This is a genomic window from Hyphomonas atlantica corrig., from assembly GCF_017795365.1.
GTDB lineage: Bacteria > Pseudomonadota > Alphaproteobacteria > Caulobacterales > Hyphomonadaceae > Hyphomonas > Hyphomonas atlantica.
Genome location: NZ_CP051254.1, coordinates 2,701,347 through 2,725,498 on the forward strand (window position 1 = coordinate 2,701,347; position 24,152 = coordinate 2,725,498).

Sequence of the window (24,152 nt, forward strand, 5' to 3'; positions counted from 1 at the left end):
GCCTATTCGCTCCCTATCAGGCTGACATCGCCGGCCCGTACGATTTCGCGGCGACCATCAGGCAGCCGCAGTACAAGCGACCCATCTTCTGCCATATCCTCCAGAATGCCTACCAGTGGATCTCCGTTTCGAGACACCGAGACGGTCTGACCGAGGCCCTCAGCCACTTTCAGCCAGTCCTGACGTAACCCCTCGAATCCTTGGCGCGCCTGCGTGATTCTGTTGGAAAAAGCCTCGCGCAATGCAGAGAGAACGTCTGCTGGCGTCAATGCGGTGTCACCTCGAAGGGCATGAAGACTCGTCGCAGACTGGCCGGCGCCTTCGGGTGCCTCTGCGACATTGATGCCAATGCCAGACGCGACCCAGAAATCATCGCCCTGCCCACCGGTCTCGACAAGGATGCCGGATATTTTCGCGCCATTCACCCGGGCATCATTCGGCCATTTCAGCCTGACCGGCGCCTCAGGTGCTACAATTGCAGCAACGTCAGACACCGCAAGAGCCGATGCAAACGGAATGCGCGCCGCAACCTGAATGCCGCCGGGCTCTTTGAACAGCGCCGTCGAAAACAGATTTCCGGTCGGAGAAATCCAGGGACGTTGAAGTCGCCCCCGGCCGGCGGTCTGCGCTTCTGCGACCAGCCAGCAATCCTCAAATCGCCCCTCTTTCGCCCGGCGTCTGGCTTCAGAGTTTGTGCTGTCGATTACGCCAAGGTGATGGACCGGCCAGGATAAACTCAACCTGCGAGCCCCAGCGCGGCTGACCCTGCCCATCCCGACAACGCGTTGATGAAGAACAGGAACAGAATACCGGCCACAAGAGCAGCGAGCAGAACGGTCATTGTGACAGAACCATCGATCGTCTCGAACTTTTCGGTCGGCTCATCGAACCACATGATCTTGATCAGACGCAGATAATAGCCGAGCGAGACCACCGATGCGAGGACAAGAATGATCACCACGGGCATCAATCCAGCGTCGACACCAGCCGTCAGAACTTCCCATTTCCCAAAGAACCCGCCAAATGGCGGCAGACCAGCCATCGAGAAGATCAGGATTGACAAAGCGATGGTGAGAACCGGACGTTTGCGCATCAGGCCGCCAAGTTCGTTGATCCCTTCGACCATTCCGCCCTTCCGGCGCATAGCCAGCACCCCCATGAACAGGCCGAGTGAGGCAATTACATAGAGCGTCATGAAGACGAGTAACGGGCCAGCGCCGAGTTCCTTACCCGCTGCAACAGCAACGAGCGCATAGCCCATGTTCGCGATCGAAGAATATCCCAGCAGACGCTTGATATTTGTTTGGGTCAGAGCGCCCAGTGACCCGATGATCATGGACAGGCCGGCAATGATGCACAGGATGATTTGCCATTGGTCAATCACGTCTCCGAACACTGTGAACATGACGTTTGCGAAAACGACCATGCTGGCCATTTTTGGCGCTGATGCGAAGAACGCGACAACAGGAGTGGGCGCCCCCTCATAAACGTCTGGCGTCCAGATGTGCATTGGCGCAGCAGACACTTTGAAGGCCAGCCCCACAATCATGAGGACCATACCGAACATCATTCCGATGGATGGTTCCGCCGCGGCGATCAACGCATATTCTGTTGATCCGGAGAAGCCATACACCAGGGACGCACCATAGAGCAGCATTCCCGAAGCAAGCGCGCCCAGCACGAAATACTTCAGGCCCGCTTCTGCCGCCTTTGTGGAGTCCCGATGGAAAGCGGCGAGCACGTATGATGACAGGCTGAGGGTTTCTACCCCCATGTAAAGTGTCATCAAATCGGCCGCCGACAGGATGATCCCCATCCCGAAGGATGCGAGCAGGATAAGCAGCGAATACTCATAACGGATAGTGCCGTGGCGCTTCAGGAAACCTTCCGAAGCTATCAGAGCGAACCCTGCGAGAACGTAACTGACAAACTTGGCGAAATTGACAAATGTGTTTGTCCGCACGAGCCCGCCGAAGGCTTCACCACCTTCGTAGTTCATCAGCGAGATGGCTGCGGCCGCAAACAATGCAATCGCACCAAACTTGATGGATACGCTGTTGAAGCGATCCTTGAACGTGGCGCCAATGAGGACACCAGCCAGAGCGATTGCGACGAGCCAAAGTTCCGGGCCAATCGTCAGGATCATGGCAGTGAAATCAATCATCTGATCAGCCTCCCGCCATAAGGTTCAGAATGCGCAAGGCAGAACCCTCTGTAATGTTGAATATCAAATTAGGCGCGACACCGAACAGGATCGTCAGGAACGCCAATGGCGCAATGCAGACCCATTCGATCAAGTTCATATCCCTGATCGAATTGAGATCTGGATTGGTCATCTGTCCGAACACGGTGCGGCGATAAAGCGTAAGCATATAGACAGCTGAGAAAATCACGCCCAGCGCTGCACCGGCCGCTGCCCAGGTGGAGGCCTGGAAACCACCAACCATAGTTAGAATTTCACCAATGAAGCCTGATGTGCCAGGCAAGCCGACATTAGCCATCGTGAACAGCATGAAGAAGGTCGCGTAGACCGGCATCCGATGCACGAGGCCGCCATAGGCAGCAATCTCTCTCGTGTGCATGCGATCATATACAACGCCCACGATCAGAAATAGTGCGCCAGAAATCAGGCCGTGGCTAAGCATCTGGAAGATCGCGCCTTGGACGCCTGCTTCATTAAACGCAAACACACCCAGCGTGACAAAGCCCATGTGTGCGACCGAAGAATAAGCGATCAGCTTTTTCATATCCGTCTGACGCCAAGCGACGAGAGATGTATATACGATAGCGATGACTGCCAGCGCGAACATGACAGGCTGGAAGAGTTGGCTCGCATCCGGGAACATTGGAAGCGAGAACCGCAAGAACCCATAGCCCCCCATTTTGAGCAGCACGCCTGCCAGGACGACAGAGCCAGCTGTAGGTGCCTGAACGTGAGCATCTGGCAACCAAGTGTGGACGGGCCACATCGGAAGCTTGACCGCAAAGGAAGCTACAAATGCCAACCAGAGCCATGTTTGAACGCCCGGATCGAATGCATACTTTTCCAGGACCTCAAAGTCCGTGCTTCCGGCCGCCTGGTACATGTAGACAACTGCCACCAGCATCAGGAGGGATCCGATGAGCGTGTACAAGAAAAATTTGAAAGCGGCGTATATCTTGTCCTTGCCACCCCAGATACCGATCACGAGGAACATGGGGATCAACCCCGCCTCGAAGAAAATGTAAAACAGCACCAGGTCCATCGCGGTGAAAACCCCGATGATAAATGTTTCCAGCACAAGGAACGCGACAACATATTCCGTCACGCGATTATGGATCGAATTCCAGCTCGCCAACAGACAAATTGGAATAAGGAACGTGGTCAGCAGGATCAGTGAGATGGAGAGTCCATCGACGCCCATCTTATAGCTGATGTTGCGATACCAGGAATACTGCTCCACGAGCTGATACCCAGACTGGCTGGCATCAAACCCTGCAAACGCGGCAAGCGACGCAATGAAAGTGGCGCCTGAAATGATCAGGCCAGCCATTAGGGCAGTACGCCCTTCCTTGTCGCTTGATGTCGCTTCACGGCTGCCAGCTGTTGCGGCACGCACAAGCATGATGATGAGCGCGCCTGCCAGTGGCAGGAAAGTCATCGCCGAAAGAATGGGGAAACCGCCCATCAGTTAGCTCCTCCAGCGCGCAGCCACAGTATTGCACCGAATACGAGTGCAGCGCCGATAATCACGAAAGCGTAGTGGTAGAGATATCCGGTATGCATCTTGGACAGACGCCCTGCTGATGACTTGGTCACCGCTGCAATACCGTCAGGTCCAATCCCGTCGATGATCTTCTTGTCTGCTTTCCAGAAGACATTGCCCAAGAAGGCAGATCCTTTGACGAAGGTCGCCTGATAGATCTCATCGAAATACCATTTGTTGTAGAACAATGAGTGAAGCGGTCCGCCACTATCTGCGACGCGTTTCCCTACACCTCTGTTGAAGTAGTAAGTGAGCGTGGCCACGACGAAGCCTGTAATCGTCACAATGAGCGGCGCAAACAGAACCCATTCCGGCACATTGTGGCGATCATGGAGGACGTGGTTCTCCGCAGCGCGATAAATCGTGCCGGCCCAGAACGCTTCATTGTTGTGATCAACGAACGCATCATAGAAATATACGCCCGCAAAAATTGCGCCGAGACTGAGTAGCGCCAACGGAACCAACATCACGAGCGGGCTTTCATGCGGCGTGTGATCATGGCCATGCCCGTGATTGTCCTCTGCCCCATGCGCATCCGCGTGAGCATGATCATCAACATGACCATGAGATTCCCAAGTCTTGGGCCCGTGGAATGTCATGTAAATCAGGCGCCACGAGTAGAAGCTTGTGAGGAAAGCCGCGATCAGGCCAAACCAGAAGGCCATTTGACCGAACACAACTTCTGCCTGTCCCGCCGCGAACGCACTTTCAAGAATTGCGTCCTTGGAGAAGAATCCTGCAAAGCCGATCTTCGTGTGCGGTATACCGAGACCGATGATTGCAATCGTGCCGATCATCATCGCCGCATAGGTTAGCGGCATGAATCTGGCGAGGCCGCCCATGCGGCGCATGTCCTGTTCATGGTGCATCCCGTGAATGACAGAGCCAGCGCCAAGGAACAGAAGTGCCTTGAAGAACGCGTGCGTGAACAAGTGGAACATGGCAGCTTCATAAGCGCCCACACCGGCCACAAAGAACATATAGCCGAGCTGAGAACACGTTGAGTAAGCAATGACGCGCTTGATATCGTTCTGCGCCATGCCGACTGTCGCTGCGTATAGCGCGGTGACAGCACCAACGATGGTAATCATGCCGGCGGCGTAGAATGTATACTCGTAGATCGGCGACAAAAGGCAAACGAGGTAGACACCTGCGGTCACCATAGTCGCCGCGTGGATGAGCGCTGACACAGGCGTCGGACCTTCCATGGCGTCTGGCAGCCAGACATGCAGGAAGAATTGGGCGGACTTGCCCATCGCACCGATGAAGAGCAGCACGCCGATAACTTCCAGAGCACTGAAATTCCAGTTCAGGAATGGAATGACCAGCTCGCGCACATGGTAGGCCTCTGTAAAGCCAACCGGAACAACTTCAATATTGTTCCGAACCGCTTCGAGCACGGGTCCGAACTCCACGGAACGGAACACGAAAAACACAGCCATGATACCAAGCGCGAGCCCGAAATCGCCCACGCGATTTGTCACGAACGCTTTGATCGAGGCGTCATTCGGTGCCTTGTTCTGATACCAGAAACCGATCAGAAGGTAGGAAGCCAGGCCGACGCCCTCCCAGCCGAAGAACAGCTGGATGAAGTTATCAGCTGTCACCAGCATGAGCATCATGAAGGTAAAAAGCGAGAGGTAGCTGAAGAAGCGCGCCTTGTGCGGCTCTTCACTCATGTAGCCCCAGGAGTAGAGGTGAACGAGACCGGAGACACCGGTGATCACGGCCATCATGACAATCGACAGCGTGTCTACTCGGATGGCCCAATTTGCCTGAAACTCACCCACATGAATCCAGGGCATCAAGGTGATGATGTGTTGCTTTAATTCATAGCTGGTCGCAGCGGCGACCAAGCTGGCATGATGCTCTTCTCCGCCGGAGTGACCACCTATGCCGGCCGCATAGGCGAACAATTGGATCAAGGACAAGATGCCCGCCGACAAGACAACCGCGGTCGTCAGACCCATAACCAGCTTGTCGCCAATCTGTTTATGAACCAGTCCGGTCAACGCCACGAGCCCCGGAGCGAGGACGATGTAGAGGATCAGGAAATCTGGAAGCATCATCCTACCCCTTCATCATGTCGACATTCTCAACCGAGATGTCGCCGCGGTTGCGGAAATAAACAACAAGGATAGCGAGCCCGACCGCAGCCTCAGCAGCGGCAACGGTCAGAACCAACATCGCGAAAATCTGTCCCGCAATCGTTCCGCTGAACACGGAAAATGCAATCAGATTGAGATTCACGGAAAGAAGGATCAGTTCGATCGCCATAAGAATGACGATGATATTCTTGCGGTTCACGAATATGCCTACGACACCAATCGTGAACAGGGCCGCAGAAACGGCGAGATAATGAGAAAGTCCGAGGTCCATAATCCTAGATCCCCTGCCCCGGTTTGGGGTCCTTCAATTCATAGGCATCGCTACGGCGGCGAGACGTCTGCTTGGCAATGTTCTGACGCTTGGTCTCCGGACGGTGGCGAAGCGTCAGGACGATCGCCCCAACCATTGCCACCAGCAGAATTACGCCGGCCATCTGGAACAGCAGAAGGTACTGGGTGTACATCACCTGGCCGATCGCCTCAGCGTTCGTCTCTGCACCGGGCGACGCGTCGAAATTCGTGGTCATTTCCGACGTACCGACGACAGAGGCGAGAACAATCTCGGCAGCAAACACGATGCCGACCAGAACGGCGAATGGCCAATACCGCAGCGTGCCGCGTTTTAGCTCAACAAAATCAACATCGAGCATCATTACGACAAACAGGAACAACACCGCCACGGCGCCAACATAGACAACGACGAGCAGCATCGCGAGGAACTCGGCGCCAATCAGCACCAACAGCCCCGCCGATGAAAAGAAAGCGAGAATGAGCCACAACACCGAATGCACGGGGTTGCGTGCCATGATCACGGACAGCGCCGAGACGAGCACGACGGCCGCAATCAGATAGAAAGCGAAGACTGCCACAGCCCTACAAGGCCCCTTTCTTGGCGGAGCCTACGCCCCGCGAGTTAAAAATACCGGCGCCTAACGGTAAGGCGCGTCGAGTTCCAGATTCTTGGCGATCAGCCGTTCCCAGCGATCTCCGTTCGCCAGCAGGCGGTCCTTGTCATAGAACAGCTCTTCGCGCGTCTCGGTCGCAAATTCGAAGTTCGGTCCCTCGACAATCGCATCGACCGGACACGCTTCCTGACAGAAGCCACAATAAATGCACTTCACCATGTCAATGTCGTAGCGCGTCGTGCGGCGAGCGCCATCCGCGCGCGGCTCAGCCTCAATCGTAATTGCCTGGGCCGGACAGATTGCCTCACACAGCTTGCATGCAATGCAGCGCTCTTCGCCGCTGGGATAGCGACGAAGCGCGTGCTCACCACGAAAACGAGGAGACAGCGGATTCTTTTCAAAAGGATAGTTCACAGTTGCTTTGCGCGAGAACATCTCCCGCACAGCGACAACAAGCGCACCGAGAAAGTCTGTGAGAAGCGCGCCGCGAATGGTTTGAGCCAGACTCATCACTGAACTCCCAAGTAGACGACGTAACCCGACACGATCAGGACGGCGACAAGCGAAGTGGGCAAGAAAATCTTCCAACCAAGGCGCATCAACTGATCGTAGCGGTACCGCGGAACAATTGCTTTCACCAATGCGAAGAGGATGAACAGGATCAGAATCTTGAACATGAACCAGAACAGGCCCGAAAACGCATTGATGAATGGGTGATCGCGTACAAACTCTTCGCCGAGCGAGAATGGACCATGCCAGCCGCCAAGGAACAGGATCGTCATCAGCGCGCACATCAGAACAATGTTTAGATACTCGCCGAGCATAAACAGCAGGTACGGGGTAGATCCGTACTCAACCTGATAGCCGGCCACTAGTTCGGACTCAGCCTCTGGAAGGTCGAATGGTGGACGGTTTGTCTCAGCAAGCGCGGATACAAAGAAGATCACGAACATCGGGAACATAACGACAATCAGCGGGAAATGCTGAAAGCTGAAGGCATGCCATGTCCAAATGCCACCTTCCTGAGCGTTGACGATATCCGTCAGGTTCATGGAACCGACAAGCAGGATAACTGTCACAATTACAAATCCGATGGACACCTCATAGGATACCATCTGAGCTGCAGACCGCAGGGCACCGAGAAACGGATACTTCGAGTTAGACGCCCAACCGCCCATGATGATGCCGTAGACACCCAACGAACTGATCGCAAACAAATACAATACACCGACATTGAGGTTTGAGATCACCCAGCTGGTACCGCTGACTGTGCCCGGCGCAACCGGAATCGCCGCCCATGCGGCAAACGCCAAAGTACATGTAAGAATTGGCGCGATCAGGAATACCGTCTTGTTCGCGCCGGCCGGTATGACGATCTCCTTGAGGAGGAACTTTCCGAAGTCGGCGAAAGACTGCATCAGGCCAAACGGCCCGACCACGTTGGGGCCCTTCCGCATCATCACGCCCGCCCAGACCTTTCGGTCCAGCAGTAGCAAGAAGGCGATCGACAAAAGCAATACAAGCGTAAACAGGCCGATCTGGCCAAGGACCATCAGCGGCCCCCAAAGTTGCCCAAGAGATTCGACGTAGTTACTCATGGCGCCGCCCTACTCCGCTGCTACCGGAGTGTCTAGCGCTGAGGCCAGCGCTGAACATTCGGCCATCGTCTTGGACGCCCGTGCAATCGGGTTCGTCAGGTAAAAATCGTCAAACACCGGACGGAATGTCGCGGTAGAAAGCGAACCTTCCACACCCTCCACGGGTGCCTTGAGGGCCTCAGCGCCCATCGCCCCGGGCGCAAATCCCAAGCCAGAGAAAACTGTACTTTCGCCTTCTGGACCGCGAAGCACATCTCTCAATGCCTCAGCGGTATCGTAAGGAAGGGTCTTGCCCATCACATCCGACAGGGCACGGAAAATCGCCCATCCTTCGCGAGCCTCGCCCTTTGGCTGCACGGCCCGGGAAGTCATTTGAACACGGCCTTCGGTGTTCACATAGGTCGCGGTCATCTCCGTGTAGGCTGCACTCGGCAAGATGATGTCCGCCCGAGCCGCTCCGGCATCGCCATGCGAGCCAACATAAATAACCGTCGAGCCGTCCAAACCGGACAAATTCACTTCGTCCGCGCCGAGCAACACGACCGTGTCCTTGCTTCCGGACAGGATCTCACCGGTAGCAGCCCCGCCGTCACCCGGCACGAAGCCTACATCCAGCGCACCCACTCGGCCCGCAGCAGTGTGGAGCACACCAAAGCCTGCCCATCCGTCCTGCACTGCGCCGATCTCATTTGCGAGTTTCAGTGCCTCCGCAAGAACGGCCCGCCCGCCCTCGCCACAAAGCGCCCCCTCACCCACAACGATCATCGGACGCTTGGCACCGGCCAGAACTTTTCCGAAATCAGTGTTGCGGATATCTGCAAGCGCCGAAGCACCGTCGCCGAGCCAGCTATGGTCATAGGTCAGGTCTGCAGCTTCGCCGATACGACCGATTTTCAAGTCAGCCCACAGCCAGGTCTTGCGGATGCGAGCGTTCCAGACTGCGGCTTCAACACGTGGGTTCGTCCCAATCAAAAGGAGCGCATCCGCGTCTTCAACGCCCGCGAGCGTCCCGTTGAGAATGTAACGCTCGCGCACGCCGTCTACACCATATTGTGCCCCCACTGGACGGCAATCTGTGCTCGCTACGCCGAGGCTACGGAACAGGTCGAGCGCCGCTTTTGCTTGTTCGACTTCGATCAGGTCACCTGCGACCACGCCAATCTTCTCAGCCGGAACCGAGAGAGCTGCTTTGACGGCCCCAAACGCTTCGCCCCAAGTGGCCGGCCGCAGCTTGCCATTCTCGCGAATGTAAGGCCTGTCGAGCCGCTGACGCGCGAGACCATCCCAGACAAAGCGCGACTTGTCGGAGAGCCACTCTTCATTGATGCCTTCGCTCACCTCAGGCAGGATGCGCATCACGCCATCGCCCTTCGCATCGACTCGGATGGCAGCGCCCATAGCGTCCATTACATCGATAGAGGACGTCTTGCGCAATTCCCACGGACGCGCATTGAACGCATATGGCTTGGAGGTGAGCGCGCCGACGGGGCAAAGGTCGATCACATTGCCCGAAAGTTCAGACGTGAGGCTTTTCTCAAGATAGGTTGTGATCTCTGCATTCTCGCCACGCGAAATCATGCCGAGTTCTTCAACGCCCGCTACCTCAGCCGCAAACCGAACACAGCGCGTACACTGAATACAGCGCGTCATGATCGTCTTGACCAGAGGCCCCATATTCTTGTCTTCAACCGCGCGCTTATTCTCATCATAGCGGCTGCCGGAGCGCCCATAGGCCATAGCCTGGTCCTGAAGGTCGCATTCACCACCCTGGTCGCAGATTGGGCAATCCAGCGGATGATTGATCAGCAGGAATTCCATCACACCATTGCGAGCCTTCTCCACATACGCACCCTTGGTGCGGATGTTCGGTGCAGACCCATCGCGATTAGGACGCATGTCGCCAACAGTCTGAGCGCAGGATGCAATCGGCTTCGGCGCACCTTCCCATTCGACGAGACACATACGGCAGTTACCGGCCACAGACAGGCGCTCGTGATAGCAGAAGCGCGGAATTTCGGCACCGGCCTCTTCGCACGCTTGCATCAACGTATACGAACGCGGGACCTCAATGTCATTGCCATCCACGTTCAGCTTGAAAAGATCGTCAGACATAATCTCTACTCCGCTGCCACAACTGCGCCCTGCACCATGGCGCGCGGCAGCCTGTATTGGTTGATGCGATCTTCGATTTCATGTCGGAAGTGGCGGATCAGCCCCTGAATCGGCCACGCCGCAGCGTCGCCCAGCGCACAGATCGTATGACCTTCCACTTGCTTCGTTACGTCGAGCAGAGTCTCGATCTCATCGTGCTCCGCCTCGCCCTTCACCATGCGCTCCATAACACGCCACATCCAGCCGGTGCCTTCCCGGCACGGCGTACATTGGCCGCATGATTCGTGCTTGTAGAAGTATGCCAGACGCGCGATCGCCTTGATCAGGTCTGTATCCTTGTCCATCACGATCACCGCTGCAGTGCCAAGACCGGATTTCAAGTCCCGCAGCGTATCGAAATCCATGTAGGCATCCATGATCTGTTCGGCGGGCACCATCGGCACCGACGAGCCACCAGGGATGACGGCCTTCAAATTGTCCCATCCACCCCGGATGCCACCACAATGATTGTCGATCAGCTCACGGAAGGTGACCGACATTTCTTCCTCGACATTGCACGGCTTGTTCACATGACCGGAGATGCAAAAGAGTTTTGTGCCGGTATTGTTCGGACGACCGAAGCCCGCAAACCATTCAGCGCCGCGGCGCAGAATAGTCGGCGCAACCGCAATCGACTCGACATTGTTCACCGTCGTTGGGCAGCCATAAAGTCCAGCATTGGCCGGGAATGGTGGCTTCAGGCGTGGCTGTCCCTTCTTGCCTTCGAGGCTCTCCAACAATGCCGTCTCTTCACCGCAAATATACGCGCCTGCACCGTGATGAACGTAGAGATCGAAGTCCCAACCGTTCACGTTATCCTTGCCAATCAACTTGGCTTCGTATGCCTCTTTGACCGCCTTCTCCAAGGCGTGGCGTTCATTGATGTATTCTCCGCGCAAGTACACATAGCATTTGTGTGCACGCATTGCGCGGCTAGCCACCATGCACCCTTCGATCAACAAGTGCGGATCGTGACGCATGATTTCACGGTCCTTGCACGTGCCTGGCTCGGATTCATCCGCATTGACCACGAGATAATGCGGACGGTCGCGCACTTCCTTGGGCATGAAGGTCCACTTCAGACCTGTCGGGAATCCCGCACCACCACGGCCGCGCAAACCCGATGCCTTGATCTGATCACAGATCCAATCCGGCCCTTGGTCCAGCATCTCCTTGGTCAGATGCCACGCACCACGCTTTTTCGCCGACTCAAGATCAGGCGAGTGCAAACCATAGAGGTTCGTGAAGATACGATCCTTGTCCTGCAGCATGCCCTATTCCTCGTCATCCTTGCTGGATTCAACTTCGCCAGCGTCGACACGCTTTGAAAAATCCGTCTCGCCTCCGGAGGCCAGTAGTTTTGCCTGACCAATCCAGTCTTCGCGCTCGATCCGACCAGGGAAGCTCATATAGTCTTCCACCCAGTCGACATTTGCCGGTGTCCAGTCGGCGATCTGCTGGAATGTGAAGATACCAAGCGCGTTGAGCGCGTCTTCATTCTTCGGGCCGATCCCGCTGATCCGCTTGAGATCGTCACGCTGATCCGTCGGCACTTCGACCGCAGCAGGCTTTTCAGCACTTGCCGCATTCTGACCTTCTGAAACCTTCTCGGTCTTGGAGATCAGCGTCGTCTTGCCAGCATTCTCCTTTTGCGGAACTTCGCGCTGCGTGTTTGTCGGCGCGCCTTCCTCGGGATTACCGGCTGCGGTCGCTTCGGGCTCTGGCTCAGCCGTTGGCAAGTTTGGCAAGAAGGCGACTTCGTTGCGCGAACCGTTAAACAGATCTGGATCGGTCAAGATCGCCGTGCCGCCTTCAGGCGCACTATTGATCCGGTCTACTTGCGGTCCGGCGTGCGTCTCCACGCCATTCTTCAGCTTGTTGAGAATGACGGCGAGCGACTCTGGCGTCAGATCCTCGTAGTAGTCATCATTGACCTGAACCATGGGCGCATTCACGCACGCACCCAAACATTCAACTTCTTCCCAGGAAAGGCGGCCGTCATCCGTGACGTACATTTGCTTGCCAATTTCTGTCTGGCAAACTTCCTTGAGTTTTTCGGCACCACGCAACTGACAAGGCGTCGTTCCACAAAGCTGGATATGGTATTTTCCGACCGGCTGCAGACGGAACATCGTGTAGAAGGTCGCGACCTCATACACGCGAATATATGGCATTTCCAGACGATCCGCGACTTCGCGCATCGCAGGTTCGGACAGCCAGCCATTGTTGTCCTTCTGCGCCAGCCACAGCAGCGGAATTACAGCCGAGCGCTGTTTGTCGGACGGATATTTATTCCGCCAGAACGAGATCTTTTCCTCGGTCTCAGGCTTGAATGCGAACGTATCGCCACCAGCCTCAATATCAAAACGGCGCAGTGCCACTACTCGCCCCTTCTCGAAACAGTCGCGCCAACATTCCGCTTAGCGGAGGCGCGCAAAAATTTTGCCCAGATCGTGATCACCGGTCGATCTCCCCGAACACGATGTCCAGCGTACCCAGGATCGCCGACACATCCGCCAGCATATGCCCCTTGCAAAGATGATCCATCGCCTGCAGGTGCGGATAGCCCGGCGCACGTATCTTCGCGCGGTATGGCCGATTGGTTCCGTCAGAAACCAGATACACGCCGAACTCGCCCTTCGGGGCCTCGACCGCCGCGTAGCACTCGCCTTCGGGAACGTGAAACCCTTCCGTGTACAGCTTGAAGTGGTGGATTAGCGCTTCCATCGAATTCTTCATCTCGGCGCGGCGCGGTGGCGCCATTTTCGACCCCGCCAGCAGAACCGGGCCCGGCCCTTCTTTGGACATCAAATCGATGCACTGCTGCATGATCTTCACCGACTCGCGCATCTCTTCCATGCGACAGACATAGCGATCATAGTTATCGCCATTGCGGCCAACCGGAATCTTGAAGTCGAGCTCCGAGTAGCACTCATATGGCTGGGACCGACGCAGATCCCAGGCAAACCCGGATCCGCGCACCATCACACCGGAAAATCCCCAGTCCATGATGGTTTTCTCATCAACGACGCCGATGTCGACATTGCGCTGCTTGAAGATACGGTTTTCGGTGACGAGGCTCTCAATCTGATCGAGCAGACGAGGAAAATGCTCACACCATTCTGCAATATCGTCGATCAGGTTCTGAGGTAGGTCCTGATGGACGCCCCCTGGACGGAAATAGGCTGCGTGCATCCGGCTGCCTGACGCTCGCTCGTAGAACACGCAAAGTTTCTCACGCTCTTCGAAACACCAGGTAATCGGGGTCAGCGCACCGACATCCATCACCCCTGTTCCAACGTTCAACAGGTGTGACATGATCCGGCCAAGCTCGGAATAAAGCACACGAATCAAGCTCGCACGGCGCGGAACCTCAACGCCCAGAAGTTTCTCGATCGCCAGACACCAGGCATGCTCCTGGTTCATGGGTGAGCAGTAATCCAGCCGGTCGAAGTATGGCATACCTTGCAGGTAGGTCTTGTACTCCAGCAGCTTTTCAGTGCCACGGTGAAGCAAGCCAATGTGGCTGTCGACACGGGTAACGATCTCGCCATCGAGATCAAGGATCATGCGAAGCACGCCGTGCGCAGCAGGATGCTGCGGACCAAAGTTCAAAGTGAACTTGCGGTCTTCCATTTCAGAGATGTGCGCAGTGTCAGCCATTATTCGGTCGGCTCCTCGGCCTTCTCGTCACCGGGAATATGACCCGTCATACCTTCCCATGGTGAGAGGAAATCGAAATTGCGATACTCTTGCGGCAGCTCTACAGGCTCATACACGACGCGCTTTTCAAGATCGTCGTAACGCACCTCGTAGTGCCCTGTCAGCGGGAAGTCCTTGCGGAGCGGGAACCCTTCGAAGCCGTAATCAGTCAGAATTCGGCGCAAATCCGGATGGTCTGCGAACTGGATGCCGTACATATCGAAGGCTTCACGCTCGAACCAGTCAGCACATGGCCAGAGACTCGTAATGCTTGCAACCGGTGTATCTTCATCCGTGCTCACGCGCACGCGGATGCGATGATTCATGCGCATGGACAGCAGATGATAAACAACTTCAAAGCGTTCTGCATTCTCCGGATAATCAACACCGCAGATATCAATCAACGTCTCGAAGTTGCACTGCTGGTCATCCCGCAGAAAACGCAGCAGACCCAAGACATGATCGCGTTCAGCCATAATGGTAAGCTCGCCAACGTTAACATCGGCGGACTTCACAGCATCAGGCTGTCGGCCTGCGATATGCGCGCCCAACTCGGTAAGGGCTTCGATTGCTTCACTCGTCATCATGTCAGCCTCTAGCGCTCCAGGGAGCCTTCGCGGCGAATTTTCTTTTGCAACTGGAGGAAACCATAGACCAGCGCCTCCGCTGTCGGCGGGCAGCCCGGAATATAGATATCTACCGGCACGATGCGGTCGCATCCCCGCACAACACTGTAGCTGTAGTGGTAATAGCCACCACCATTCGCGCAGCTGCCCATCGAGATTACATAGCGCGGTTCCGGCATCTGATCGTAAACCTTCCGCAACGCTGGAGCCATCTTGTTGGTCAGCGTTCCGGCGACGATCATGACGTCCGACTGGCGCGGCGAGCCACGCGGTGCCATCCCAAAACGCTCAAGGTCGTAGCGTGGGTTGCCCGCGTGCATCATCTCTACTGCGCAACATGCCAAGCCGAAGGTCATCCACATCAGTGACCCCGTGCGCGCCCAAGTGATCAGATCATCCGCCGCAGCGGTAAAATAGCCCTTATCGGCCAACTGGTCGGACAATCCGGTATAAAATGGATCATCATTTCCAGGCGCGAAGCCGCCCTCAACGCCAGTGCGGGCGCCGCCAAGAGCATAGGTCTTGAAATCGTCTGCCATTATTCCCACTCCAGCGCGCCGCGGCGCCATTCGTAAACAAACCCAATGGTCAGAACGCCGAGGAAACCAACCATCGACCAGAAACCAACGAGGCCGATTGTTCCGAGGCTAACGGCCCATGGAAACAGGAAAGCCACTTCGAGGTCGAAGATGATGAAAAGGATCGCGACGAGATAGAATCGCACGTCGAACTTCATCCGCGCATCATCGAATGCCGGGAATCCACATTCATAGGCTGAGTTCTTCTCCGGATCAGGGTCGCTGGGCGCCAGTAGCGCAGAACCTGCAATGAACAGGCCCGAAATCACGGCGCCGATGACCAGGAAAATTATCACCGGCAAATAATCGAGCGCTAAGCGTTCAATTTCTGACATGTCACCTATTCTCCTGCCCCAAGGGTGGCTTGATCTGGCGCCGGATTAGGACGGTTTCGCTTATGGCGCAACAGACAGACGCAATATATCGCAGCGACTAAGTCTAGCTCGAATAATTGCCTAATTCACGGGCATGTTTCTGCGGCGGTGCGTCACGCCGAAAAGTTCCGCCAGATCAACAGCTAGCCTGCCAATTCCATGAATTTTCAAGCATTTTTGAGATTCATTCTCAAAATAATTACTGCGTCAACTGGACGCCGAGCATGTTGAGCGACTCAAACGTGACACGCCCCTCGGCCAGCCCGTTCTTACGCTGATACTCGCTCAACGAATTCAGGGTTGTCGGTCCCAGAACTCCGTCAATTTCAAGCTGGAATCCGGCCGTAGCCAAGGCCGCTTGAATGCGCCGGATGTCGCCAACGGAGAGCTGATCCTCGCACGGCGCATCTCGCCAGGACAGAACGGCTTCACTGGCGGCGACCTTTTTTTCAATCGTGCGATAGGTAGCAGGAACGGACACAAATTCCTCCCGAGCCGGAGCCACTAACTCTTCTACTTGAACAATTTCGTATTCAGCAGGCTTGTACACTTCCTCAATACGCGACGGCTCCACCACAACTCGCTTCACCAGCGTCTGATATTGCGCAGGAATAATGCGTGTTTCAGATCGCTCCGGCGTAACAATCCGCGTTCTCGTCACCGACTGGTACTCGGCGGGAACATCCACAGCCTCGAAGTAATCCTTCAAATCTATCGAACTACGCTCATCCAGCCCCAACGCCTCGCCCAGATATTGCGGCCTCAACCGCCAAACCGTATGCGCTGGCTGAACGAGTATCTGCTCGGTGTAAGACTCATATTCTGCTGGAATTACAACGGTTTCAGTACGCTCAGGCTTGATCTGAACCTGCTCAGTGACCGTCTCATAGATTGCCGGCACTATTTTATACTGAATTGTCGGAGCCTGGACCTGGAATTGCCTTTCCACAGATTCGTATTTAGCGGGCACGGTCTGGATTTCGGTGCGTTCCGGCTGGTCCAGTATCTGCTCTGTCACAATCTCGAACGTTGCTGGCACAACAACTGGAGCCTTGCATATGCGGGCATTTTCTTCGGCACGCATTTCCAGCGCCACGAAGGAAATCGCCCCAATCACCAGCATAGACCTCATTGTCATCGCCGAACTCCTCGCGAAACCACGCCTGACTCGCCAAGAAATGCACCTATTTCGGCGACGAACCAAGTCGTCGACGCCGCTGCGCAGCAATTGTCAAAGCAATTAGGCCTGCGATCCCTTGGAACAGGCACTGGTTTTATCTGGCTCAATCAGTATTAGAGGGCCGAACTCCCAGCGCCGAGGTAAAACATGATCCCCAGATACACCCGCCCCGAAATGGCAGCCATTTGGTCGCCCAAGTCGAAATTCGGCATCTGGCTGGAGATTGAAACGCTCGCCGCCGAAGCGATGGAGCAGAAAGGCCTTATCCCCGCAGGCGTCACCGCCGCTGTACGAGAGCGCGCCGGTTTCGATGTGGATCGTATTGATGAAATCGAACGTGAAGTAAAACACGACGTCATCGCCTTCCTCACCAATGTCGCCGAACATGTCGGCGAGGAAGCGCGCTTTCTCCACAAAGGCATGACATCTTCAGACGTTCTGGACACGTGTTTCAACGTCCAGCTCGTCCGCGCAACTGATCTGCTTCTGACGGGAGTGGATCGCGTCCTGGCTGCGTTGGAAAAGCGCGCATTCGAGCACAAACTCACGCCGACCATCGGTCGCAGCCACGGCATCCATGCCGAGCCGACGACATTTGGCGTCAAGCTCGCGACATTCCACGCAGAGTTCCAACGTGCCCGTAAACGCCTGGAGCTGGCACGGGAAGAAGTCGCGACCTGCGCCATATCAGGAGCGGTCGGGACGTTTGCCAACATCGACCCGGCCATTGAAGCACACGTTGCCAAAAAGCTGGGCCTGCAGGTAGAGCCCGTTTCCACGCAGATTATCCCACGCGATCGCCACGCAATGTTCTTCTCCGTGTTGGGCGTCATCGCATCCTCCATTGAGCGCCTGGCTACTGAGGTTCGCCACCTGCAGCGCACAGAAGTGCTTGAAGCCGAAGAATTTTTCTCGGCTGGCCAAAAAGGCTCCTCTGCGATGCCTCACAAGAGAAACCCGGTCCTTACAGAAAACCTTACCGGTCTCGCCCGGCTCGTTCGCTCGTCGGTTACGCCAGCGATGGAGAATGTCGCTCTTTGGCATGAACGTGACATTTCCCACTCATCCGTTGAACGCGGCATCGGCCCTGACGCAACCGTGCACCTTGATTTCGCGCTTCATCGCCTGGGCGGTGTTGTTGAGAATCTCGTGATTTATCCCGACGCCATGATCGGTACGATCAACAGCATGGGCGGGCTGCACAATTCCCAGCGGATTCTGCTCGCGCTCGTAGAAAAGGGCATCAGCCGAGAAGACAGCTATCGCCTCGTGCAACGCAATGCGATGCGCACCTGGAACAAGGAAGGTGATCTTCTTGACCTTCTTAAACAGGACGAAGAAGTCTCGTCTCGCCTGTCAGATGCCGAACTCGAAGACCTGTTCGATCTCGACTACCACTTCAAACAAGTCGATACGATCTTCGAACGGGTTTTCGGGCGCGCCTGATAGCGCCGTCTCAGGAAAATTGGCAGACGGCGCTCAGATTTTGCTGAGCGCCGTTTTTGCTTTGCTCGTCACGTCTGCCCACGCGCCGGATGAGACGTCTTTCTCCGTTGCGATCCATGACCCGCCAACTGCGACGACATTCGGCAACGCCAGATACTCTCCAGCATTGTCGGCACTCACTCCACCGGTTGGCATGAATTGCAAATGTGGCAGCGGCCCGGAAAGCGCCTTCAAGGCTGCCACGCCACCGGCAATCGCGGCGGGAAACAGCTTCAGCATGCCGAAGCCTTCCTCGTAGCGCGTCATCGCCTCACTCGCCGTCGCAACGCCCGGAAAGGTGACATCCTTGTGATCGCCGAGCGCATCCAGCAGGCGCGGCGACATGCCCGGAGAAACCAGGAAGTCTGCCCCAGCAGCCAGCGAGTTCCTGACGTCTTCCCCTGTCAGAACCGTGCCCGCACCAACGATGAGTTCAGGACACGCTTTTTTCATTTCCTCAATGACCTTCAGACCGCTTGGTGTGCGCAACGTCACTTCCGCCGTCGTCAGGCCGCCCTCGACGAGCGCGTTGGCCAAGGGCGCAGCTGCCGCGACGTCAGGAACAACCAAAACCGGTACAATGGGCGCTTTGCTGGCGGCGGCCTTCAGGCCATCGAGCGAAGAATTCATGTCTGCATCTCCTGAGCATAATAGGCTGCCGCACCAATCAGTGGCGCTTCGGGATCGTGCATAAGGCGTACTGGACAATTCGCAAGGTAACCAGACATGGGACCCCGTTCCCTGAATCGCGCTATCGCCTCCGGTCGCCGGAGATAATCGACAATTCTCTCCGTCACGCCGCCAGCAAGCACAATGCCTCCAAGCGCGCCGTTCGCCAGGGCCAAGTCTCCTACTGCACCCATCACAGCTTTGGCGCGCATTGCTATGAGTTGGTCGAACATTTCATCCCCGGCATCCGCTCGCTTTCGCATGTCTTCCGGGGACACGTCTTCCATGTCGCGTCCGAACACTTCGCAGAACGCACTATGGACGTATTCGAGCCCCATGCCTGAAGCGACCAGTTCATTTGACACGTAGCCCTGATCACGCATCAGCACGCTCGCAACGTCGAATTCGAGCGTGTCTCGGGGAGCGTAGGCGATGTGACCACCCTCGCCCGTCAAGACACGCCAAGCGTCATCACCAAGCGGAAATAGTGTGGCCACGCCAAACCCAGTCCCTGGCCCAGCGACGATTACCGGCAGATCGGGCTTCTCTTCGCCGGTCAGCACTTCCTCGAAATAGTCAGGGGAGTGTTCCGGCACAGAACGTGCCATTGCTGTGAAATCATTGATGATCTGAACATCATCAAATTCAAATCGGTCGCACAGGCGTTTTGCGGACACCTGCCAGTTCCGGTTGGTAAGCTCCACTTCTCCGCCCTGCACTGGCCCCGCCATTGCAAAGCACGCCTGCTTCGGGGTTAGACCGGTATCGTCGAAATATTGCTGCAGCGCGGCGTCGAAAGTATCGAAATTGTCGCCGGCCAATTTCGCAAACTCTTCTATTTCAATCTTTCCGTCGGCCCGTTTGGCGAGCGCGAACCTGACATTGGTTCCCCCAACATCCCCGACCAATACCCGGTCACCCATACGTCAGTCTCCCCGGCCGGAAAATTTGAAGTGACTCGCACCATTGGCTGCAGGCCCGGCCAATTCCCGGAAGTATGTGAACATCTCTCTCCCCAGGCCCATGCCGCTATCGTTCGGGCGATACTCGTCAGCAGAGCGCGCCTCGAATTCAACCGGATCAACCTTGATATCCAATACGCCCCGTTCCGCATCGAAGACGATCACGTCTCCGTCGCGCACTTTCGCGATTGGCCCACCGCGAGAGCCTTCGGGGCTGACATGAATTGCAGATGGCACCTTGCCGCTTGCGCCAGACATTCGGCCATCGGTGACAAGCGCGACCTTGAACCCACGGTCTTGCAGCACAGCAAGAGGCGGTGTCAGCGTGTGCAGCTCTGGCATTCCATTTGCCGCGGGCCCCTGAAAGCGAACGATTGCGATAAAATCACGCTCAAGCTGTCCCGCATCAAACGCGGCCTTCAAGGCTTCCTGGGAATCAAAGACGATTGCGGGCGCCTCGACAACGCGATGCTCTGGCTTGACGGCTGACACCTTGCTGACGCCCAGACCAATCGGCCCGTCCATCATGCGCAGCCCGCCATCCTTCGAGAAAGGATCTGATACCGGACGAAGTATATCGGTATTCGCACTTTCTTCAGGTGCCAGCCTCCAGGAAAGTACGCCATCGTTCAAGTATGGCTCAACCCCGTATTCCGAGATCGGCCCCGCGACGCCCATTGCACTGCCGTCCATAAGACCTGCTGCCAGCAACTCGCGCACCAGAAAGCCCATGCCGCCTGCAGCGTGAAAATGGTTCACGTCTGCCGGTCCATTCGGGTAGACACGCGCCAACAGAGGTGTCACCGCGCTGATGTCGGCAAAATCCTCAAGCGTCAGAATAATGCCCGCCGCCGCTGCCATAGCAGGAAGGTGAAGAGCGTGATTGGTGGATCCACCCGTAGCCATCAGCCCCACCACAGCATTCACAACCGAGCGCTCGTCTACCATCTCGCCAGCGGGAAGGTACGCGTCACCTTGCGCGTGAAGCATCGCAATTCTTTGTGTTGCTGCGCGTGTCAGCGCTTCGCGAACTGGCGTACCTGGATTTGCAAACGCCGCGCCCGGCAGATGGAAGCCCATCACTTCCATGAGCATCTGATTTGAGTTCGCGGTTCCGTAGAACGTGCAAGTGCCCTGGGTGTGGTAACTTTCAGACTCCGCCTTCAAAAGCGCGTCACGACCGACCTTGCCTTCCGCAAAGAGTTGCCGGACACGTTGCTTCTCCGGATTGGGAAGACCGGATGGCATCGGGCCGGCCGGCACGAAAATGGAAGGAATCCACCCAAACCGCAACGCAGCAATCACCAGACCCGGAACAATCTTGTCGCACACGCCCAAATGCATCGCGCCATCGAACACATCATGGCTAAGCCCGATTGCCGATGCCATCGCGATAACATCTCGGGAGAACAACGAAAGCTCCATACCCGTGAAGCCTTGTGTAACCCCGTCACACATCGCGGGCACGCCACCCGCAACCTGCGCAATGGCGTTCACCTCTCGCGCAGCATTTCGAATGATCTCGGGATAGTCCTGATACGGCGCATGAGCTGACAACATGTCGTTGTACGCAGTAATAATGCCGATATTGGGCCAGCCTGCACCCAGTATCTGGGTTTTTTCAATGACAGCGCACCCAGCAGATGCATGCGCAAGACTGCTTTCAGACATACGGCGACGGGCAAAATCTGATGGTCGTCGACCACGGATCATTTCCAGGTAAGCTTGCCGCGAATCCCGAGACCGCTCCCGGATACGTTCTGTTATTTCAACTATGCGTGGATTCATTTTTGTCATCATGCTGCCCATACGACCGTCAGGCGCGGCCCTAGCTTGTCGATTGCGTGCCGAACCGGCATTTCCTCTACCGGTGAAGACAAGGCTTTATCGTACACATCTTTTTTTGAAGCGCCGAAAATCAGAAGGATAGCGGATGCCGCTTCCGTTACTGCGCGACCAGTGAGGGTCATGCGCTGCGTATGATTGCCCGCGACCGGGCACCCCTCCGCATTGATCGCGGCGATCACCGCACTGCTTTCAAGTGCTTCTGCCACTCCACCAGAGTTTGGAAACCAACTGGCTGTGTGTCCGTCCTCTCCCATCCCCAGAAGTACGACGTCCGCAGGCTCACAATGAGGGCCATATGCGCGATGTCTATCCTCCACGGCAGTTTGCGGTGCGTCACCCAGTGTTTTCATCGGAAGGAAGCCGGCCGCGCCTGCCTGACCCTTTAACAGCCGATTTCTGACCAGACGCTCATTCGACGCTTCGTCCTCCGGGTTCACCCACCGCTCGTCCACCAGACCGACAATCACGCGCGACCAATCCAGCCCGGTTTCGGTCAGCGCATCAAACACACCGCCAGGTGTCGATCCGCCAGATACCATGAGAGAAGCAGTCGCCTTGGATTCAAGCGCTTTTGTAAGCCCACCCTGAATAAAACGCGTTGCAAATTGCGTCGCCTCTTCACGGCTATTGAACGACAGGAACTCATGCGAGAGACTCATCACGATCCCTCCCACCAAGCCCGCCCATCGCGGTCCATCATCATTGCCGCCGCGAGTGGACCGTCCGATCCTGCAGAATAGTTCTCAGGCCTGTCACCCGATTGCTCCCAGGCTTCGATCAATCCATCGACCCAGGTCCAAGCCGCCTCGACTTCATCCTTTCGCATGAACAAAGACAGGTTGCCGCGAACCACATCCATCAGAAGCCGCTCATACGCATCCGGATACCGGACGGTAAAACTCTCAGCATACGACAAGTTGAGGGGAAGAGACTTTACCCGCAGGCCACCTGGGCCCGGCTCCTTGATCTGCACGAACAGTCTGACACCCTCATCAGGTTGAAGACGAATGACCAGGCGGTTGGCGCTTTCATAGCCCTCCCCAAAGATCGAATGCGGGGTCGGCTTGAACTGAATGACGATGTCCGAATGCCGGTGGGACATGCGTTTGCCTGTGCGCAGGTAAAACGGCACACCAGACCAGCGCCAATTATCAATGCTTGCCTTGATAGCCACAAAAGTCTCAGTCGCGCTGTCAGCATCCGAGCTGAGTTCATCAAGATAGCCTTTCACTGGCTTTCCGTCTTTTACACCAGCCTTGTACTGCCCCCGCACCGTCAGCTTTTTGGCAGAATCTCCGGAGATCGGCACAAGCGCGCTTAGTACCTTGATCTTCTCGGTACGCACATCATCATCTTCGAGCTTGTTGGGCGGCTCCATGGCGGTGAGGCATAACAGCTGCAGCATATGGTTTTGCACCATGTCACGCAGTGCGCCGGACTTGTCATAATAGTCCGCGCGCCCTTCAAGCCCCAAATCTTCCGCAACTGTGATCTGGACGTGATCAACATAGTTGCGCGACCAGATCGGCTCGAACAGCATATTGGCAAATCGGAGAACCATCAGGTTCTGCACCGTCTCCTTGCCAAGATAATGGTCGATACGGAACACCTGCCGTTCTGCGTAAACCTTGGCGACGCCATCATTAATCGCCTTGGCGGATTCAAGATCTGTCCCGATGGGTTTTTCGAGAACGACACGCATGTTTTCCTCGGCCAGCCCGGCCTTGCCCAACGCCTCACAAATCTGGACATACAGGCGGGGCGATGTGGCGAGATAGAAAACACACGGACGCGCGTCATCCAGAGTGAGGAACGATTTCAGCGTCGCCCAGTCCGCATCTTCCTGAGTTGCATCGATTGAAACATAGTGGATCAGCTTCTCGAACCTGGCCCACTCCTTAGAATCCCAATTATCTCCTGATGCCGCCTCGCACGCCTCTTTCGCCATCTGGCGATAGGCCTTTGTATCCATCTCGCTACGCGCGGTTCCGACGATGCAGCTGGTTTCAGGAATCTGACCATCAAGCCAGCGATGAAACAGCGCCGGCAACAATTTGCGCCGAGACAAATCTCCTGTTCCACCAAAAATAACGATGTCGAATGGATCGACGGGTATGAACTTTGCCATCAGGCAGTCTCCACAATAGTCGGAAAAAATGCGGGGCGGGCTAGCGTCATCTACGTACAGTTCGCGAGAAGTTTCCAGTATCCCCGGCCTTC

Annotated in this window: 22 protein-coding genes; 1 reads left to right on the top strand and 21 read right to left on the bottom strand. The window is 56.1% G+C overall.

From position 1 onward, the window contains the following. Positions 1–2 precede the first annotated feature (2 nt). The 16 genes from HF931_RS13065 to HF931_RS13140 all read right to left on the bottom strand — a co-directional run bounded on the left by HF931_RS13065 (position 3) and on the right by HF931_RS13140 (position 16,911). Positions 3–740 (bottom strand): biotin--[acetyl-CoA-carboxylase] ligase, encoded by a 738-nt coding sequence (locus HF931_RS13065; RefSeq protein WP_273240429.1) that lies wholly within the window; start codon positions 738–740, stop codon positions 3–5. Further along, positions 737–2,164: an NADH-quinone oxidoreductase subunit NuoN gene (nuoN, locus tag HF931_RS13070; protein WP_051602892.1), complete on the bottom strand. Its 1,428-nt coding sequence runs from the start codon at positions 2,162–2,164 to the stop codon at positions 737–739. Before nuoN ends, HF931_RS13065 begins: the two co-directional genes overlap by 4 nt. 4 nt (positions 2,165–2,168) lie before the next feature. Next, positions 2,169–3,668, bottom strand: coding sequence for an NADH-quinone oxidoreductase subunit M (locus HF931_RS13075; protein WP_035555022.1), 1,500 nt, complete (start codon positions 3,666–3,668; stop codon positions 2,169–2,171). Beyond that, complete coding sequence (gene nuoL / locus HF931_RS13080) at positions 3,668–5,812, bottom strand: NADH-quinone oxidoreductase subunit L (RefSeq protein WP_035555344.1); 2,145 nt, start codon at positions 5,810–5,812, stop codon at positions 3,668–3,670. Before nuoL ends, HF931_RS13075 begins: the two co-directional genes overlap by 1 nt. A 4-nt stretch (positions 5,813–5,816) precedes the next feature. Continuing rightward, positions 5,817–6,125 carry an NADH-quinone oxidoreductase subunit NuoK gene (nuoK, locus tag HF931_RS13085; protein ID WP_035555019.1) on the bottom strand — a complete coding sequence of 103 codons (309 nt, stop codon included), beginning with the start codon at positions 6,123–6,125 and terminating at the stop codon, positions 5,817–5,819. A gap of 4 nt (positions 6,126–6,129) precedes the next feature. Beyond that, complete coding sequence (locus HF931_RS13090; RefSeq protein ID WP_035555015.1) at positions 6,130–6,723, bottom strand: NADH-quinone oxidoreductase subunit J; 594 nt, start codon at positions 6,721–6,723, stop codon at positions 6,130–6,132. A gap of 60 nt (positions 6,724–6,783) precedes the next feature. Continuing rightward, on the bottom strand, positions 6,784–7,269 hold the full coding sequence (gene nuoI / locus HF931_RS13095; RefSeq protein WP_035555012.1) for an NADH-quinone oxidoreductase subunit NuoI: 486 nt from the start codon (positions 7,267–7,269) through the stop codon (positions 6,784–6,786). Beyond that, the gene (gene nuoH / locus HF931_RS13100; protein ID WP_035555009.1) at positions 7,269–8,357 is read right to left on the bottom strand and encodes an NADH-quinone oxidoreductase subunit NuoH; all 1,089 of its coding nucleotides are present in this window, start codon (positions 8,355–8,357) and stop codon (positions 7,269–7,271) included. Before nuoH ends, nuoI begins: the two co-directional genes overlap by 1 nt. Before the next feature lie 9 nt (positions 8,358–8,366). Continuing rightward, positions 8,367–10,469, bottom strand: coding sequence for an NADH-quinone oxidoreductase subunit NuoG (nuoG, locus tag HF931_RS13105; RefSeq protein ID WP_035555006.1), 2,103 nt, complete (start codon positions 10,467–10,469; stop codon positions 8,367–8,369). Between the two features lie 5 nt (positions 10,470–10,474). Beyond that, positions 10,475–11,779 carry an NADH-quinone oxidoreductase subunit NuoF gene (gene nuoF, locus HF931_RS13110; protein ID WP_035555003.1) on the bottom strand — a complete coding sequence of 435 codons (1,305 nt, stop codon included), beginning with the start codon at positions 11,777–11,779 and terminating at the stop codon, positions 10,475–10,477. 3 nt (positions 11,780–11,782) lie between these two features. Continuing rightward, on the bottom strand, positions 11,783–12,889 hold the full coding sequence (gene nuoE / locus HF931_RS13115; RefSeq protein WP_273240434.1) for an NADH-quinone oxidoreductase subunit NuoE: 1,107 nt from the start codon (positions 12,887–12,889) through the stop codon (positions 11,783–11,785). 76 nt (positions 12,890–12,965) lie between these two features. Beyond that, on the bottom strand, positions 12,966–14,171 hold the full coding sequence (locus HF931_RS13120; protein ID WP_035554998.1) for an NADH-quinone oxidoreductase subunit D: 1,206 nt from the start codon (positions 14,169–14,171) through the stop codon (positions 12,966–12,968). Next, positions 14,171–14,797 carry an NADH-quinone oxidoreductase subunit C gene (locus HF931_RS13125; protein ID WP_241764241.1) on the bottom strand — a complete coding sequence of 209 codons (627 nt, stop codon included), beginning with the start codon at positions 14,795–14,797 and terminating at the stop codon, positions 14,171–14,173. Before HF931_RS13125 ends, HF931_RS13120 begins: the two co-directional genes overlap by 1 nt. 8 nt (positions 14,798–14,805) lie before the next feature. After that, positions 14,806–15,375, bottom strand: coding sequence for a NuoB/complex I 20 kDa subunit family protein (locus tag HF931_RS13130; protein WP_035554996.1), 570 nt, complete (start codon positions 15,373–15,375; stop codon positions 14,806–14,808). Continuing rightward, on the bottom strand, positions 15,375–15,749 hold the full coding sequence (locus tag HF931_RS13135; protein ID WP_035554994.1) for an NADH-quinone oxidoreductase subunit A: 375 nt from the start codon (positions 15,747–15,749) through the stop codon (positions 15,375–15,377). The genes HF931_RS13130 and HF931_RS13135 overlap by 1 nt, the downstream gene beginning before the upstream one ends. Positions 15,750–15,987: 238 nt before the next feature. Continuing rightward, positions 15,988–16,911, bottom strand: a complete 924-nt coding sequence (locus HF931_RS13140; protein ID WP_273240437.1) for a peptidoglycan-binding domain-containing protein — start codon at positions 16,909–16,911, stop codon at positions 15,988–15,990. A gap of 204 nt (positions 16,912–17,115) precedes the next feature. On the opposite strand from HF931_RS13140, the gene purB reads away from it, so the two are divergent. Continuing rightward, positions 17,116–18,414 (top strand): adenylosuccinate lyase, encoded by a 1,299-nt coding sequence (gene purB, locus HF931_RS13145; RefSeq protein WP_273240439.1) that lies wholly within the window; start codon positions 17,116–17,118, stop codon positions 18,412–18,414. Positions 18,415–18,447: 33 nt separating this feature from the next. Here purB and HF931_RS13150 read toward each other — a convergent pair whose 3' ends face one another. The 5 genes from HF931_RS13150 to zwf are packed head-to-tail and all read right to left on the bottom strand — an operon-like array spanning position 18,448 to position 24,060. Beyond that, entirely contained in the window at positions 18,448–19,083 is a 636-nt protein-coding gene (locus tag HF931_RS13150; RefSeq protein ID WP_273240441.1) for a bifunctional 4-hydroxy-2-oxoglutarate aldolase/2-dehydro-3-deoxy-phosphogluconate aldolase, read from the bottom strand. After that, a complete protein-coding gene (locus HF931_RS13155) occupies positions 19,080–20,045 on the bottom strand; it encodes a glucokinase (protein ID WP_035554985.1) in 966 nt (321 codons plus the stop codon). The genes HF931_RS13150 and HF931_RS13155 overlap by 4 nt, the downstream gene beginning before the upstream one ends. A 3-nt stretch (positions 20,046–20,048) precedes the next feature. After that, complete coding sequence (edd, locus tag HF931_RS13160; protein WP_035555334.1) at positions 20,049–21,881, bottom strand: phosphogluconate dehydratase; 1,833 nt, start codon at positions 21,879–21,881, stop codon at positions 20,049–20,051. After that, positions 21,881–22,591, bottom strand: a complete 711-nt coding sequence (pgl, locus tag HF931_RS13165) for a 6-phosphogluconolactonase (RefSeq protein WP_035554982.1) — start codon at positions 22,589–22,591, stop codon at positions 21,881–21,883. Before pgl ends, edd begins: the two co-directional genes overlap by 1 nt. Further along, positions 22,591–24,060 (bottom strand): glucose-6-phosphate dehydrogenase, encoded by a 1,470-nt coding sequence (gene zwf, locus HF931_RS13170; protein ID WP_035554978.1) that lies wholly within the window; start codon positions 24,058–24,060, stop codon positions 22,591–22,593. Before zwf ends, pgl begins: the two co-directional genes overlap by 1 nt. Positions 24,061–24,152 lie beyond the last annotated feature (92 nt).